General features: G+C 39.7%; 16 protein-coding genes. 8 read left to right on the top strand and 8 right to left on the bottom strand.

Annotated elements, in window-relative coordinates; all coding sequences use genetic code 11:
* Positions 1-2: 2 nt before the first annotated feature.
* Positions 3-1,232, bottom strand: coding sequence for an NAD(P)/FAD-dependent oxidoreductase (locus tag LS74_RS03200; RefSeq protein WP_034585032.1), 1,230 nt, complete (start codon positions 1,230-1,232; stop codon positions 3-5).
* A 196-nt stretch (positions 1,233-1,428) separates the two neighbouring features.
* Here LS74_RS03200 and mutY point away from each other — a divergent pair, with 196 nt between their 5' ends.
* Positions 1,429-2,508, top strand: coding sequence for an A/G-specific adenine glycosylase (gene mutY, locus LS74_RS03195; RefSeq protein WP_034585034.1), 1,080 nt, complete (start codon positions 1,429-1,431; stop codon positions 2,506-2,508).
* 30 nt (positions 2,509-2,538) lie between these two features.
* Here the strand turns inward: mutY and LS74_RS03190 are convergent, their stop codons facing one another.
* The 3 genes from LS74_RS03190 to recO form a co-directional block, all read right to left on the bottom strand.
* Entirely contained in the window at positions 2,539-3,201 is a 663-nt protein-coding gene (locus LS74_RS03190; RefSeq protein WP_034585035.1) for a GyrI-like domain-containing protein, read from the bottom strand.
* Positions 3,202-3,266: 65 nt separating this feature from the next.
* Positions 3,267-4,619, bottom strand: coding sequence for an NADP-specific glutamate dehydrogenase (gene gdhA, locus LS74_RS03185; protein ID WP_034585036.1), 1,353 nt, complete (start codon positions 4,617-4,619; stop codon positions 3,267-3,269).
* Positions 4,620-4,716: 97 nt separating this feature from the next.
* On the bottom strand, positions 4,717-5,343 hold the full coding sequence (gene recO, locus LS74_RS03180) for a recombination protein RecO (RefSeq protein WP_034585037.1): 627 nt from the start codon (positions 5,341-5,343) through the stop codon (positions 4,717-4,719).
* 69 nt (positions 5,344-5,412) lie between these two features.
* Between recO and LS74_RS03175 the strand changes: the two genes are divergently transcribed.
* The 5 genes from LS74_RS03175 to LS74_RS03155 are packed head-to-tail and all read left to right on the top strand — an operon-like array spanning position 5,413 to position 8,865.
* Positions 5,413-6,159: an inositol monophosphatase family protein gene (locus tag LS74_RS03175; protein ID WP_034585038.1), complete on the top strand. Its 747-nt coding sequence runs from the start codon at positions 5,413-5,415 to the stop codon at positions 6,157-6,159.
* Between the two features lie 2 nt (positions 6,160-6,161).
* On the top strand, positions 6,162-7,037 hold the full coding sequence (accD, locus tag LS74_RS03170; protein ID WP_034585039.1) for an acetyl-CoA carboxylase, carboxyltransferase subunit beta: 876 nt from the start codon (positions 6,162-6,164) through the stop codon (positions 7,035-7,037).
* The gene (rlmH, locus tag LS74_RS03165; protein WP_034585041.1) at positions 7,009-7,467 is read left to right on the top strand and encodes a 23S rRNA (pseudouridine(1915)-N(3))-methyltransferase RlmH; all 459 of its coding nucleotides are present in this window, start codon (positions 7,009-7,011) and stop codon (positions 7,465-7,467) included. The genes accD and rlmH overlap by 29 nt, the downstream gene beginning before the upstream one ends.
* 18 nt (positions 7,468-7,485) lie before the next feature.
* Positions 7,486-7,842, top strand: a complete 357-nt coding sequence (dksA, locus tag LS74_RS03160) for an RNA polymerase-binding protein DksA (protein ID WP_034585044.1) — start codon at positions 7,486-7,488, stop codon at positions 7,840-7,842.
* Complete coding sequence (locus LS74_RS03155; RefSeq protein WP_034585046.1) at positions 7,843-8,865, top strand: hypothetical protein; 1,023 nt, start codon at positions 7,843-7,845, stop codon at positions 8,863-8,865.
* A gap of 115 nt (positions 8,866-8,980) precedes the next feature.
* Here LS74_RS03155 and cysE read toward each other — a convergent pair whose 3' ends face one another.
* Both cysE and speA read right to left on the bottom strand, forming a co-directional pair.
* A complete protein-coding gene (gene cysE / locus LS74_RS03150; RefSeq protein ID WP_034585048.1) occupies positions 8,981-9,742 on the bottom strand; it encodes a serine O-acetyltransferase in 762 nt (253 codons plus the stop codon).
* A 12-nt stretch (positions 9,743-9,754) separates the two neighbouring features.
* Complete coding sequence (gene speA, locus LS74_RS03145; protein ID WP_034585051.1) at positions 9,755-11,605, bottom strand: biosynthetic arginine decarboxylase; 1,851 nt, start codon at positions 11,603-11,605, stop codon at positions 9,755-9,757.
* 184 nt (positions 11,606-11,789) lie between these two features.
* On the opposite strand from speA, the gene ybeY reads away from it, so the two are divergent.
* Both ybeY and LS74_RS11620 read left to right on the top strand, forming a co-directional pair.
* Positions 11,790-12,332, top strand: a complete 543-nt coding sequence (gene ybeY / locus LS74_RS03140; RefSeq protein WP_052086346.1) for an rRNA maturation RNase YbeY — start codon at positions 11,790-11,792, stop codon at positions 12,330-12,332.
* A 19-nt stretch (positions 12,333-12,351) separates the two neighbouring features.
* A complete protein-coding gene (locus LS74_RS11620; RefSeq protein ID WP_268903679.1) occupies positions 12,352-12,474 on the top strand; it encodes a hypothetical protein in 123 nt (40 codons plus the stop codon).
* A 121-nt stretch (positions 12,475-12,595) separates the two neighbouring features.
* Here LS74_RS11620 and LS74_RS03135 read toward each other — a convergent pair whose 3' ends face one another.
* The gene (locus tag LS74_RS03135; protein WP_034585053.1) at positions 12,596-13,237 is read right to left on the bottom strand and encodes a TetR/AcrR family transcriptional regulator; all 642 of its coding nucleotides are present in this window, start codon (positions 13,235-13,237) and stop codon (positions 12,596-12,598) included.
* Between the two features lie 86 nt (positions 13,238-13,323).
* Entirely contained in the window at positions 13,324-13,758 is a 435-nt protein-coding gene (ruvX, locus tag LS74_RS03130) for a Holliday junction resolvase RuvX (RefSeq protein ID WP_034585056.1), read from the bottom strand.
* Positions 13,759-13,760: the final 2 nt, after the last annotated feature.

Here is a 13,760-nt window from a genome sequence, read left to right as displayed (position 1 = left end):
GGCTAATTACTCGTGCGGTAGCGGAACTGCCCATTTTTAAACACAAGCTTCGCTCCGCCTATGCCATACAGCCATTTATTTTCAATAAAGTTTTTCAAAAACGCCGCAAACTCCCCACCAATACTTTTTTTATAAATAATCCCTACACCATCGGTATGCCCGATAGAACACACCGTGCCTCTATGCTGAAACTTAAAAGGCTTCTTTTGCGTTGTGCCATTTAGAATCTTAATCAAACTTTTCCCCACATAATCCCCCATCTGTGCGGCAAGCTGTGCGGTTGGTGCGTGGATAGCGTCCCTTGAAGCATACAAAGCACAATCCCCCACCACATAAATATTCTTATATTGCGGACATCGCAAATACTCATCAACCTTAATCCGCCCTTTTGTCGTCTCAAAGCTTGATTTCTCAAGGCTATCATTGCCTTTCACCCCAGCACTCCATAAAATCGTATTGCCTTTTATGTGTCGTTCTTCCCCATTTTGCTTAATCACAACGCCATTCTCCTTGCACTCTATCACCTCGCCATCGCAAATCACATCAACACCAAAGGCTTCAAGCTTTTTCTTTGCTAACGCACTTGCTTTTTTACTAAACATCGGCAGGATTCTCTCACTCCGCCCAATGCAAGTAACCTTTGGCACTTCCCGTGGAATCCCACCAATCAAGCACAGCTCATCTAGCCTAGAGCCAAGCTCCGCAGCAAACTCAATGCCTGTAAATCCCGTGCCACAGACAATCACACTTAAATCATCATCATTTTTTGTATGGCAATATTCTTTGAATCTATACTCTATAAGCTTATCAAGCTTTAGGGCAGCATTGAGCGATGAGAGTTTATGGGCGTGTTCCGCCACACCTTTAATACCAAAATCATCAGGCTTAAAGCCAAGCGCGATAATCAAATAATCATACTCATACGCTCCACCATTGCCAAAGACGCGTTTATTTTCTGGGTCAAAAGAGAGAATCTTATCTTTTATAAAACGCACTTTGTCTAAGTCTAAAATCTTGCGGAAGTAGATTCTAGCTTTTCTCGCACTCAATGTGCCGATGGCGACTTTATGCAGGAGTGTGGTTTGATAGTGATAATCGTGTTTGCTAATGAGTGTAATCTCTGCTTGGGCTTTAAGCCGCTCTTGAAGCGTGATAGCCGCACGCAGTCCCCCATATCCACCACCAAGAATAAGAATCTTTGGAGCTTTCATAGAAGTCTTATGCTCTCCCATTTTTCACCTCCGCTTGAAGTTGTTTTTAGAATCTACAATCCGCTAAATCCTAGAATCCAAAGCTAAAAGCACAAACTAAAACTGCAATACTATCGCTTTTGTCCTAAAATCTCCACACTTTCAACAGCAAAAAGTAAAAAAATAATTTATTTTTGCGTTTTTACTCATTTTATGCTTTTTGGCTATACTTGCCTTTATGAATACAAACTCCGCACACAAAGCAAAACGCATTGCTAAACAATATCAGATTCAACTCTTAGAGTGGTATGCGATACAGGGCAGAATTTCTCTTCCTTGGCGAATCCTAAAAGGTGAAAATGCCCCTTATGGCGTGTATGTAAGTGAGATAATGTTGCAACAAACGCAAGTAAAAAGAGTGCAAGAACACTACTTTACCCCATTTTTAAACGCCTTTCCCACACTAGAATCCTTAGCAAAAGCCCCGCTAGATTCTATACTCAAGCAATGGGAGGGCTTAGGCTACTACTCCCGTGCAAGGAATATGCAAAAAGCGGCGATTATTTGCTGTGAAAAGCATAATGCTACTTTGCCTAATACACGCCAAGATTTGCTTACATTGCCCGGAATTGGTGCATATACTTCAGGGGCTATTTTATGCTTTGGTTTCAGGCAGAGTGTGAGTTTTGTAGATGGGAATATTAGACGAGTTTTGTGTAGAATCTTTGCATTACGCGAGCCTAACCAAAAGCTTTTAGACGAGCTTGCATTTTTGCTTTTAGACACAAAACATAGTTTTGATTATAATCAAGCCTTGCTTGATTTAGGTGCGATGATTTGCACACCAAAATCGCCTAGCTGCCTTATCTGCCCTATGCAAAATCTCTGCAATGGCAAGGTAAATCCAGCCATCTATCCCACACCAAAAACTTCTTCTTTAACCCCACTCACACTTCATCTTATCATTTATGCAGATTCTCAAGGCAGGATTGCTTTTGTGTATGAAAAAGGGGATAAAAAAGATAAAAAAGGCGGTTTATATCAAGGCTTATACAATCTCCCACAACTTAAGCTAGAAGCACTTGCAAATAAGCACAGATTCTACAAAAAGGGATTCTATAAATGCGGCAGTTTCAAGCACCACTACACAAAATACGCTATCACCGCAAATGTATATAAACTAGATTCTAAATACCTAGACTTATTAACGCAATCCCTGCCACACACAAAGCTATATTTCTTTTCACAAAAAGAGCTAGAATCTAAACCACTTTCATCACCCTGCAAAAAGGCATTAGGGTTTGTGGATTTCAAATAGTATTAGTAGAATCTTTAGTATCAATTGTTATTAAACTTGTATTTTTCTTACAGGAATACGCAAAATTGTCTTTAACTTATGGGGTGGTGTCTTATTTGGATTATTGAGATATATCTCGTGGTGTAGGCGTGTAAAATCACCCTGCACGCTACCAATGTCATTTTGCAAGGCATTACACATCATAAAATCTTTTATTTTCGCAAGACTTTGCGGCTCATCATCATATGAACCTATGTGAAGCATTTGCACACACAAGCCTTCTTCGAAATGGATAAGACTTGCCTTTGTGGAATCTATACCTTTTTTCGCTGCAACTTCTTGTGTGGCGTATTCAAAAATCTCTTGGCTTACAAAATCTGGTTGAGCTATCATTGCTTGCCATTTGAAATGTTCTTTGCTTTCGCCATTCTCTCTGCCCCACCACAAGCCTTCAAGCGGTGGCACGACATATTCCACATAGTTTTTTAAAGCCTTTATCTTTTTGCTCATCTTAATCGTATAGGAGAGAGCATATAAACACTGCAATGCCGACTGATATGCACCATCTGCTTCGTTGGGATTTCCACAGCCCTGCACACTTATGAAAGAAAATCTAGGCACGGAAACAAGCTGTGGAGTCGGTTTAGGTGCGTAACAATCTTTAAAAACCTTTTTAAAATCAAATTTTTCCTGTGTAGCTTTCTTTGTTGGCATTACTTACCTCATATTTGTATTGTGTAGATTCTAAACCTAAAGAATCTAGAATCTACAAGCAGGGGTTAAATCACGCCTTGATCAATCATCGCTCCAGCAACCTTTCTAAATCCTGCGATATTTGCACCAAGCACAAGGTTTGTAGGATCGCCAAACTCTTTTGCTGTCTCACTCGCATTTGTAAAAATGCTTTCCATAATTTTATGCAAATGAGAATCCACCACTTCAAAACTCCACGGATTCATACTTGCATTTTGTGCCATTTCTAGCCCACTCACTGCCACACCACCAGCATTTGCAGCCTTGCCCGGTCCGTAGCAGATTTTCGCATTGATAAATTGATGCACCGCCTCAATAGTTGAAGGCATATTTGCCCCTTCACTCACGCATTTGCAACCATTAGCAAGGAGAATCTTAGCGTCATTGCCATTAAGCTCATTTTGTGTCGCACTTGGGAATGCCGCAAAGCAAGGCACAGCCCACACCGGATTGCTATCTTTTGGATACTCGCTAATCGGCGTATAAACCGCTTGTGGTCGCTCTTTGGCATATTCACTTAGAGTTGCTCTTCTTACTTCCTTAATCTCTTTTAGCAATGCCAAATCAATGCCATCTTTATCATAAATCATACCTTGAGAATCGCTTGCCGTTACGGGCTTTGCCCCAAGCTGATAGAGCTTTTCAATCGTATAAATTGCTACATTTCCAGCACCAGATACGCTACAAATTTTACCCTCTAAGCTCTCGCCTCGTGCTTTTAGCATTTCTTGTGCAAAATACACACAACCATAGCCTGTGGCTTCTGTCCTTACAAGGCTTCCGCCCCACGGGATAGCCTTGCCGGTAAGCACACCCTCAAAGCAGTTTGTGAGCTTTCTATATTGCCCAAAGAGATAGCCTATCTCTCGCCCACCTACGCCAATATCACCCGCTGGGACATCGGTAGTCGCACCGATATGGCGATAAAGCTCATTCATAAAGCTTTGACAAAACCGCATAATTTCACCTTCGCTTTTACCCTTTGGATCAAAGTCGCTTCCGCCCTTACCACCACCCATAGCAAGTGTTGTAAGAGAGTTTTTTAGAATCTGCTCAAAGCCCAAAAATTTAATCACGCCATCATTCACGCTTGGGTGGAATCTTAACCCACCTTTGTATGGTCCAATAGCGGAGTTAAACTCAATGCGATAGGCACGATTTGTTTGAATCTTGCCCTTATCATCAACCCAGCTTACGCGAAAATGAATCTCTCTATCAGGAATCGTAAGACGCTCAAGTATGGCATAAGATTCATATCTCTTATCCTTTTGAAGTGCCGGCTCAAGGGACTCAAAAACTTCCTCCACAGCTTGATGAAAAAGTGTCTGTGAAGGATATTGCTCTTTTAATTTGTTGAGAACATTACTTGCGTATGACATAAGTAACTCCTTATAGATAGTATATGCGTTAAACGCTCTGCAATTATAAGTCAATTATTCTTGTATATTCTTAATTAAGTTTAATTAAAGCTAAATTTTATAGTCCTAGTCCCAAAATTTCCCACAAATGATCCACTTCATCATCTTCAAGCAAAATCGTGCTTTGAGTTTGTAAAAATGAACTCATTTTTTCTAGTATAAATGCTCTGCCACCGATACATTCCTTGTGAGCAAGTAAAAACGCTCTGCCTAATGCCACAGAATCTGCTAAGCGTTGCTGACACACAAAGCACTGCATTTGATTATTCATATCAATAAACGCTCTGCCCTCGTGATTAAGCAAAGCCGCATACATCTCTAGCACTACGCGTTTGGGATTTTGCAACATAAGCTTATCCGCCCCAGAATCTAATAGTTCAAAATAAAAGCTATCAATCTCATACACATCGGCTAAATGCTTATATAAAAGCTTAATAAAATGCTGCCAAATATAATACCTATCGTGCTGGGATTCCCACCTATACCCAAGATGCACGATATGTTTGAGTTTGGGCAAAAAGCCTAGCTGTGTTTGCTCCTCAAAGTCAATCTTTCGCCCAATATTAATAATGCTATGCCTTGCCCCATAGAATCTATACAATGTCTTTATATCTCTTTGGGTTAGAATCTTGACAATCATATCTTCTGTGCGTGTTTTTTGCATTTGGAGAATATAGCCTTGCACTTGATTCCTTAATTTAAGAAGTTCTAACGCATAATTCTAGCTTAAAGTTTCTAAAAAATAAGGGCGAATATGAGTGCATTTTTACATCAAGCCTTAAAGGCTTCATCGGTGATTATCACTGCATTACAGCGGCAAGATTCATCGCTGTATGAAAAGCATACAATGGGTGCAGGGGGCGATATTAGCATTGGTGCGGATTTATATAGTGAGAGAATCTACAAAGAGCATTTACTCACATTAGCAAGTATAGAATCCGAAGAGAGCGGGTTTATACAAGGTGCAGGGAGTGATTACATTGTGCTTGACCCACTTGATGGGAGTGATAATTTTCTCTCACATATCCCTTATTACGGAGCGAGTCTAGCCCTATGTGATAAAAATGGCAAATGCAAGGAAGCCCTTATTATTAATTTTTGCTCCAAAGAATGCGTGATAAGACAAGATTCTCAATGTTTTAGATTCTATCTCTATGAGTATGAATCTAAGCAAGACAAGGCATTTATGCCATTAGATTCTACACCTATAAGCAAATGTGGAATCTTTGAAAAAGCATATAGCAACCCACATATTGCCAAACTCTTGTATGACAATGGCTTAAAATTCCGCTCTTTGGGGGCAAGTGCGTTATCTATGGCAAAGGCGTATGAAGTCAATTTTATGCTTTTTATGGGGGAAATAAGGAAGTTTGATAGCAAAGCAGGATTATTTTTGTGTGAGAATTTGCACCACATTTCTTCAAAGAATTGGACACTTATAAGCAAAGATAAGCATATTTTTGATATTATTCTCAACTTTTTAGATAACTCAAAAGGATAATTATGGGTCTTGGCGATTTTTTCAAAGGGAAAAAAGAGGAGCAAAAAGAAAAGCAAAAAAATGATGCACCTAATCATTGGCTAAAATGCCCCGGTTGCAATGCTTTGATGTATTATAAAGAGGTTTTTTCACAATCTCACATCTGCCCTAAATGCAACTATCACTTTAGAATCTCGACAAAAGAACGCCTAGAAATGCTATGCGACAAAGACACTTTTATTGAAATTGATAAAGATTTACGCCCCATTGACCCTTTAGAATTTGTGGATAAAAAAAGCTACAAAAAGCGGATTGCTGAGGGGGAAGAAAAAACGGGCAGGGCAAGTTCAGTCATCGCAGGGGAAGCACTTTTAAATGGTATTGAAATGCAAATTGTGCTGTTTGACTTTGCCTTTATGGGTGGCTCTCTCGGCTCTGTGGAGGGGGAAAAGATTGTCCGTGCTATTGATAGAGCGGTGGCTAAAAAGCAAACTTTAGTCATTCTATCCACAAGTGGCGGGGCGAGAATGCAAGAATCCACCTTTTCACTTATGCAAATGGCAAAAACTTCCGCTGCGTTGAATAAACTCGCCGATGCAAAGCTCCCTTTCATCTCCGTGCTACTTGATCCTACTTTTGGTGGGGTGAGTGCGAGTTTTGCGTTTTTAGGTGATATTATCATCGCTGAACCCGGTGCGATTATAGGCTTTGCTGGTCCTAGAGTGATTAAGCAAACTATCGGTGCGGATTTACCAGAAGGATTCCAAACCGCGGAGTTTTTGTTAGAGCACGGGCTTATTGATATGGTCGTAGATCGCAAAGATTTGAAAAAAACTTTAAGTGATTTAAGCAAAATGCTTAACCCAAGCTATGCAAATCAACATCTATTCTATAGCTAAAAAAGACATAAAATATCAAGCGGTGCAGGAGGAGCTATGTATGCAGTGTAGGCAGTTTGGTGCTTATATAGAAAGCTTTGAGCTTATGCCCCAAAGTGTGCTTAAAGCCCAAAAGATTTCAGCCACTCACGCTAAAAATGCTTACACACAGGCTTTTTTGCCACATATTAAGCCAAATGCCCTTAATCTCGCCCTGCACCCACAAGGAAAAAGCTATGATTCACAGGGCTTTTCACGCCTTTTAGATTCCCAAAATATCATTCAATTTTTTATCGGTGGGGCGTATGGCTTTGAAAAAGAATTTTTGAATCTATGTCAAAGCATTAGTCTTAGCACCCTAACCCTTAGCCATAAAATCGCTAAACTCGTGCTATGTGAGCAAATCTATCGGGCATTGAGTATTTTGCACTCTCACCCTTACCATAAATAGAGATACAAGGAGGACACAATGATTGATTATCAATTTTTTGAAACACTTCTTAATGAACGACTTCACAAGCTAAGTGAGAGTATTAGCCACAAAAATACGCAGATAAAAAATATCCAAGATACACATCATAAAGATGAGGGCGATATTGTCCGGGCTGGACTGCAGGGGAATTTAGAAATGGGTATGATTGATTTGTATCATAATGAAATGCGTGATATTCGCAACTCCTTGCAAAAAATTAAAGATGGTATCTTTGGAATCTGTGAAATGTGCGATGATGAAATTGGTGTGGAGCGTCTCAAAGTCAAGCCTCACGCAAAGTATTGCATTAATTGCCGTGAGCTTTATGAAAAATCTCAAAAAAAGGAGCGATAGATGAAACTCAAATATTATGTTATTTTCTCATTTGTCTTTATGTTTATTATGGGGCTATATGTGTATAGTTTGGAATCTAGCACTTATACTTATGATTTGCCCTTTAGCACAACACAGCTAACATTGCCTGTGGCGGTTTGGATTCTAGTGATTGTGCTTGTGTTTTTTATAATGACTTTGATTTTCTTTGCTTCAGCGTGGGCGAAAGAAATGCTAGAAGATTATCATCGTAAAAATGACTATGACAAGCTCCTTACGCAAATCAACGAACAAGCGCTCAATCAACCCATTAAAGACCGCGTATATAAACGCAAAGCCTTTGGGGATTTATCAAAAATCTTGCAAAGATTCTATCTTAAGCCTAGACTTGATTCTATGGAGAGTTTTAACCGAAAAATTGATAGCCTATTTGAAACCTACAAAGATGTGATGAGTGGCAAAGTTGTGGATTTGAAAAAATATCATTTAAGCAAGGACAATAAGTTTAATCTCCAAAATCTCAAAAACAAGATTAAAGCCAATTATAAAAATGGCTTTTCACTTTTAGATAAAGAATATCCAGATGAGCTGAAAAGCTACGCAACACTTGAGATTCTAAAAAATGGTGATTCAAAAGATTTAGACAAGCTTGTAGCCCAGCTCCCAAACCTTACCCTTGATAAAGCTTTGGTGCAGGAATTATTGCAGGTGTATTTGAAATATCCAAACACGATTGAAACTAAGCATTTGAGTGAAAGCTTCAAAAGTGCGGGGTGTGGTGCGTTTGAATATATCCAATACGCCAAGGAAAGCAAAGGTATATTAAACCCTGATGAATGGATTAGATTCTTTGAAGAATGTGCAGATAATGATGAAAATGCGGAAATGGCGTTTTTCTATGTGCTGTTTGAACTAGAGATGATTGACAAGGCAAAAGAGCGGCATAAATCCCACGCTAAAGGTGAATATACAGCTATTGATGCGTATTTAGACCTAAAAGCAAGTGGCAAAAACTATCCATTTGATATTTTTGTTTTATCTTAGGCTATGGGTTTTAGAATTATATGTGTTTTTTGCTAAGCCTTTATTATTTGGCGTAACTTTGGGCTTTATCTCCCCAACCCTACATAAAAGGCTTGACTTTCATCTACTGCAAGATCTACCCCCTCAAACTACGCAAGAAAGCTGCGTAGATTCTATCTAGCTCTTCTTTTTCTTTTTGGTGCTTTTCATTTAAGTTTCTAGAATCTCCGCTTGTAGAATCCACAGAATCTAGGCTAGATTCTAGAATCTGTATGCGTTTTAAAAGATACTCAAACAATGCCCTATCAATATCAGGCAGCTTGTTTATCGCACTTGCTTCTTTTGCCCTGCCTTTGACTATTACCCGTGCGGGAATCCCAACTGCCGTGCAGTCTTTAGGCACATCTTTTATCACCACAGAATTCGCCCCAATCTTTGCATTCTCCCCAACGCGTATATTCCCTAGAATCTTAGCCCCCGCTCCAATCACCACGCCATCTTCAATGGTAGGGTGTCTTTTGACTTTATCAAGGCTTGTTCCGCCTAGCGTTACCCCTTGATAAATCATCACATCATTGCCTACCTCTGCCGTCTCGCCTATCACCACACCAATGGCGTGGTCAATAAACACACGCCGACCAATCTGTGCTGCTGGGTGAATATCTACATTTGTAATAAAACCTGTAAGCCCCATAATGATTCTAGCCACAACCTTGAATCCAGCCCTATGCAAACGATGTGCGATACGATAATGCACCAAAGCAATAAGCCCGGGATAATTAAAAAATAGCTCTATACTGCTATTAATCGCAGGGTCTTTTTGCCGCACTATGCAAAAATCCTCTTTTATCACACACCACAAGCTCACTTTTTGTTCTTCTGCTTTTTGTGTTTCCATATCTCAACTAGCCTATTGTTTTTTAGTCGTAAGGGTGCGGAGATAGCCATTCTCACTAAGCATTACATATAATCGCCCGAGCATTTCCTTTTTGCCCTCACTATCAAGATTTTGATTTTCTTCAATATGTTGCTTTAGTCGTCGCTCAATATCTTTCGTATCATAATCTAAATCATCTAGCACATCTAAAATCGTCTGTGCCTCAATGAGATTTTCTAGCTCATAGCCCTTATTTAAATCATCATCAAAGACAACGCTAAACTCCGTTGGGTGCGTAAAAAGATTATGTCGCATTCCTAGCACCTCTTGATACGCCCCCACAAGGAAGAATCCCAAAAAATACTCCTCCTTTGTTACATCTACATCGTGTAAAAACAGGGGCGAACTCGCATTAAAGGCAATCTCACCATCGCTATCACAAGTAATATCCCATAAACTAGCAGAGCGGTTTGGGCGGCGATTAAGCCTATCAAGCGGCATAACAGGGAAGTTTTGTGCCAAGCCCCAATAATCAGGCAAACTTTGAAAAAAGCTACAATTAAGCAAATACCGCTCTTGCACCTGCTCTTGAATCTGTAAAATCTCATTATAGTTTTTATGCTTCAAAAGCTTTATAACTTTTTTGATAATCAAATGCACCAACACTTCGGTATTGCTCCTATCTTGCAAATCAATATAGCCCAAGTCAAAAAGTGTCAGCAAAGATTCCATATGATCAAGGCTATCGTGCAAATATTCAATAGCATTTTTCTCAACCACGCTATTATACAAGTCAAAAAGCTCCTCTATAAGCGGTGGGTTGCTCTTTTTAAGACGCAGGGCTTTTTCATCGTATTCTTGTGAGAAAAGCTCTAGCACCGGTGCTACAAGCACAGCGTGGCTTGCGGCAATAAAACGACCAGATTCTATAAAAATATCCGGCTCTGGCTCTTTTTTATTTTTGGCAATCTCTCGCAGTGAAAAGACCACATCACCGCTAAACTCACTTAGCGTGTAGTTGCGATTATTCTTGCCCTCGTGCTGGGTGTATTCCACCGCTAAGCCTCCGCCGATATTCACACATTGCAGGTTTTTTGCCCCTTTTTTTCTTAGCTCGGCATAGATGTTTCCTGCCTCTCGTATGGCTTTTTTAAGCGGTGAAATGTCGCTGATTTGACTGCCGATGTGGAAGTGAATCATCGTAAATTTATGCAGCAATTGCTCTTTTTCAAGCATTTTAATGGCTTCTAGCAATTCTGTGCTTGTTAGCCCAAACTTTGAATTTATACCCCCGCTTTTTGCCCAGATTCCCACACCTGTGCTGTGAAGGCGGATTCTAAGCCCTATATTTGGATAAGGCTCTCCTAGTTCGTGTGCCACTTCAATAATCGTCTCTAGCTCATTTAGCCCCTCAATCGTTAGTGTAATGTCGTGTCCCATATTCGCCGCTGAAAAACCTAGAGAAACCATCTCCTTATCTTTAAATCCATTGACCGTGATGGGTGAGTTCTTATTCGTATAAGCCATAGCTAGGATAAGCTCGGATTTACTCCCTGCTTCTAGCCCATAGCATTTATCTTGGCTTTGCTCCACAAGGGGCAGGACAAAATTTGGCATTTGATTAACCTTCAAAGGAAAAACCGCCTTAAACTTGCCCTTGTAGGAATACTCCTTAATCGCCCCCTCAAATGCCTTAAACACCTTATCCACTTGATTTTTGATTAAATGTGGAAAACGCAAAAGCAAAGGTCCTTTATAGCCTTTCTCCCTTGCGTCTTGAACGATGTCAATGAGAGCTGGTCTATGCTTGTAATTCACCTTAACTCTGCCTTCAGAAATAATAAAGTCATTATTGCCCCAAAAGTTAATCCCATAATCCACCATAGCGATTCCTTGCTTATAAAAAATGAGTCTGCATTATAGCAATTTGTGAGTTTTTATCAAGCTAAAAGATTTTAAATTAGGGGATTTTAAAAAGGGATTTTAAACTTGAGATAAATCTCATAAAAATGTATAATCCACGCCAAAACGCCACGCGAAATACAATCACAATACAATGGAGATAACTTTGCAAACACGATACACTGAATCTAGCCCTATGCCACGGCTTGATATAGATGAGAATAGTCCTTATAAAAACGAGCTAGAAAAGCTTTTACTTGAGCTGGGTAAGCTTGAGCTAATCAAGGGAGATTTTTCACATTGCAGCCTTGAAGTGGTTTTTGTAGATTCTAAAACGATGAGAGAGATTAACCGCACTCATCGGGGCAGGGATAGCACCACAGATGTGCTAAGCTTCCCTTTAGAATGTGATTTTATGGCGTGTGATTTTATGGATAGCGATTTTGACTTTAGCCCCTTAGATGGCACCACCCCATTTGAACGCCTTTTGGGAAGCATCGTGATAAACACCGAGCTTGCCAAAACAATGAGTGAAAGTTACAATCATACCCTTATAGATGAGATAAGTTTGCTTTTTATCCACGGCTTTTTGCATATTCTAGGCTTTGATCACGAAGTGGATAATGGGGAGCAAAGAGCCTTAGAGCAGTGCATTGTAGAATCTATCGGGCTAAAACAAAGCTTGATTGTGAGAGTGCAGGAGAGTTAAGAGAACGCAAAATTCCCCAATGATACATCACGCTCCAAAAACAAGTAAAGCTATGCTATTGCCTAGCACAAAAGCCATTGATATAAACGCGGATTCTTATATGAATAAAGCTTATGATATACGAGAATATAGAAAAATATAGATAACAACACTTCGCCAAACATTATGCTTCCTTTTTTTTAAGATTCTATTTTTATATCAAAGCTATTCAAACAATGCTAGATTCTAAAAAATACTTCACACACTTTGCTATCTTATCTCCATCATCTTATCTCTCGCCATAGGGCAAGAAACTCCGCACTTATCTCTTCATCAATCACGCTTAAGCCCACACCCTCGCACATTATCCGCAAATGCCGCACTTTATAGGTATATTCCATTTGATTCAAAGGATACAACGCATTATCAAGCCATATATACACGCCCCACACGAACATTTCACTCGCTGCCTTTGGATAGGCTACATTCAGTGAGCCATCGCTATTACCCTCTTCTATCATAGATTCTACAATGGGCGTAAGATGTGTTTGTGTGTGCTGTTGTTTATAGGCTAATGTCTGCATAGAACGCAAAAGTGATAAGGAGCTTTTAATAATCTCCTTGTGTGTCAAAATATGCTGAAGATGAAGCAGAATAAGGGCTTTTAGCTTATCGCGTCCATTGATTTGAGAGCGTTCAATCTCCCAAATCTTTTCATTCTGCTCATCATACCGCCCCAAAATCGCATACAAAATATCCTCTTTGTTTTTGAAATGATGATAAATCGCCCCCTTTGTGTATCCACTCAATGCTAACTTATCAATAATATCCTGCATTTTGACATTTTCAAAGCCATAAGTGCTAAAGAGTTTGAGTGAAATATCTAGAATCTTATTTGTCGTTTTGATGGGCGTTTTTAGAGCCATAACCTGCCTTTAATATCTCAATATAGAGTGCAAAATCACGCCAAGATTCTAACATACTTTTTACAAACAAAAGTATGTTTATAATGCTATATATTCGTATTGTAAGTATGTTGAGATTCTACAAATCTTTCTAAAATCAAAGTCGCACTAAGAGAATCTAGCCGCCCATCTTTTTGAATCCTAAGCCGATTTTTTACCCCCATATACACACTTGATTGCAAGGCTTCTAGGCTTGTATAATCTTCATCAATATACACTATCTCCCCGCTAAATGCAACAAGCCCCACAAAATGCAAGATTCTTTTACGCGTATCACTATGCTCTGCCACCCCACCGCTTGGCAGTCCAACAACTAGAATCTCAATCTCACGCGTTTGCAAAATCTCGCTTAGTTCTTTAGAGGCTTGATTGCGATTTTTACGCAAAATAGGCTCTATTGGCAGGATAATGCCAAGTTGTGTAACCGCTAAACCTATCCTTTTTAGCCCCACATCACAGGCGAGAATCTTTTTGCTTTGCATTG

Source organism: Helicobacter magdeburgensis (assembly GCF_000765825.2).
GTDB lineage: Bacteria > Campylobacterota > Campylobacteria > Campylobacterales > Helicobacteraceae > Helicobacter_C > Helicobacter_C magdeburgensis.
The sequence above is the reverse complement of the archived record's forward strand: the minus strand, read 5'-3'. Positions and strand labels throughout refer to the sequence as shown.

Excerpts from the sequence above, each read along its gene's own strand:
- ruvX (WP_034585056.1), bottom strand. The coding sequence starts at position 13,758 with ATGCAAAGCAAAAAGATTCTCGCCTGTGATGTGGGGCTAAAAAGGATA.
- rlmH (WP_034585041.1), top strand. The coding sequence starts at position 7,009 with ATGCAAATCAACATCTATTCTATAGCTAAAAAAGACATAAAATATCAA.
- gdhA (WP_034585036.1), bottom strand. The coding sequence starts at position 4,619 with ATGTCATACGCAAGTAATGTTCTCAACAAATTAAAAGAGCAATATCCT.
- LS74_RS03200 (WP_034585032.1), bottom strand. The coding sequence starts at position 1,232 with ATGGGAGAGCATAAGACTTCTATGAAAGCTCCAAAGATTCTTATTCTT.
- accD (WP_034585039.1), top strand. The coding sequence starts at position 6,162 with ATGGGTCTTGGCGATTTTTTCAAAGGGAAAAAAGAGGAGCAAAAAGAA.
- speA (WP_034585051.1), bottom strand. The coding sequence starts at position 11,605 with ATGGTGGATTATGGGATTAACTTTTGGGGCAATAATGACTTTATTATT.
- cysE (WP_034585048.1), bottom strand. The coding sequence starts at position 9,742 with ATGGAAACACAAAAAGCAGAAGAACAAAAAGTGAGCTTGTGGTGTGTG.
- LS74_RS03190 (WP_034585035.1), bottom strand. The coding sequence starts at position 3,201 with ATGCCAACAAAGAAAGCTACACAGGAAAAATTTGATTTTAAAAAGGTT.
- LS74_RS03135 (WP_034585053.1), bottom strand. The coding sequence starts at position 13,237 with ATGGCTCTAAAAACGCCCATCAAAACGACAAATAAGATTCTAGATATT.
- LS74_RS11620 (WP_268903679.1), top strand. The coding sequence starts at position 12,352 with ATGATACATCACGCTCCAAAAACAAGTAAAGCTATGCTATTGCCTAGC.
- LS74_RS03175 (WP_034585038.1), top strand. The coding sequence starts at position 5,413 with ATGAGTGCATTTTTACATCAAGCCTTAAAGGCTTCATCGGTGATTATC.
- mutY (WP_034585034.1), top strand. The coding sequence starts at position 1,429 with ATGAATACAAACTCCGCACACAAAGCAAAACGCATTGCTAAACAATAT.
- dksA (WP_034585044.1), top strand. The coding sequence starts at position 7,486 with ATGATTGATTATCAATTTTTTGAAACACTTCTTAATGAACGACTTCAC.
- LS74_RS03155 (WP_034585046.1), top strand. The coding sequence starts at position 7,843 with ATGAAACTCAAATATTATGTTATTTTCTCATTTGTCTTTATGTTTATT.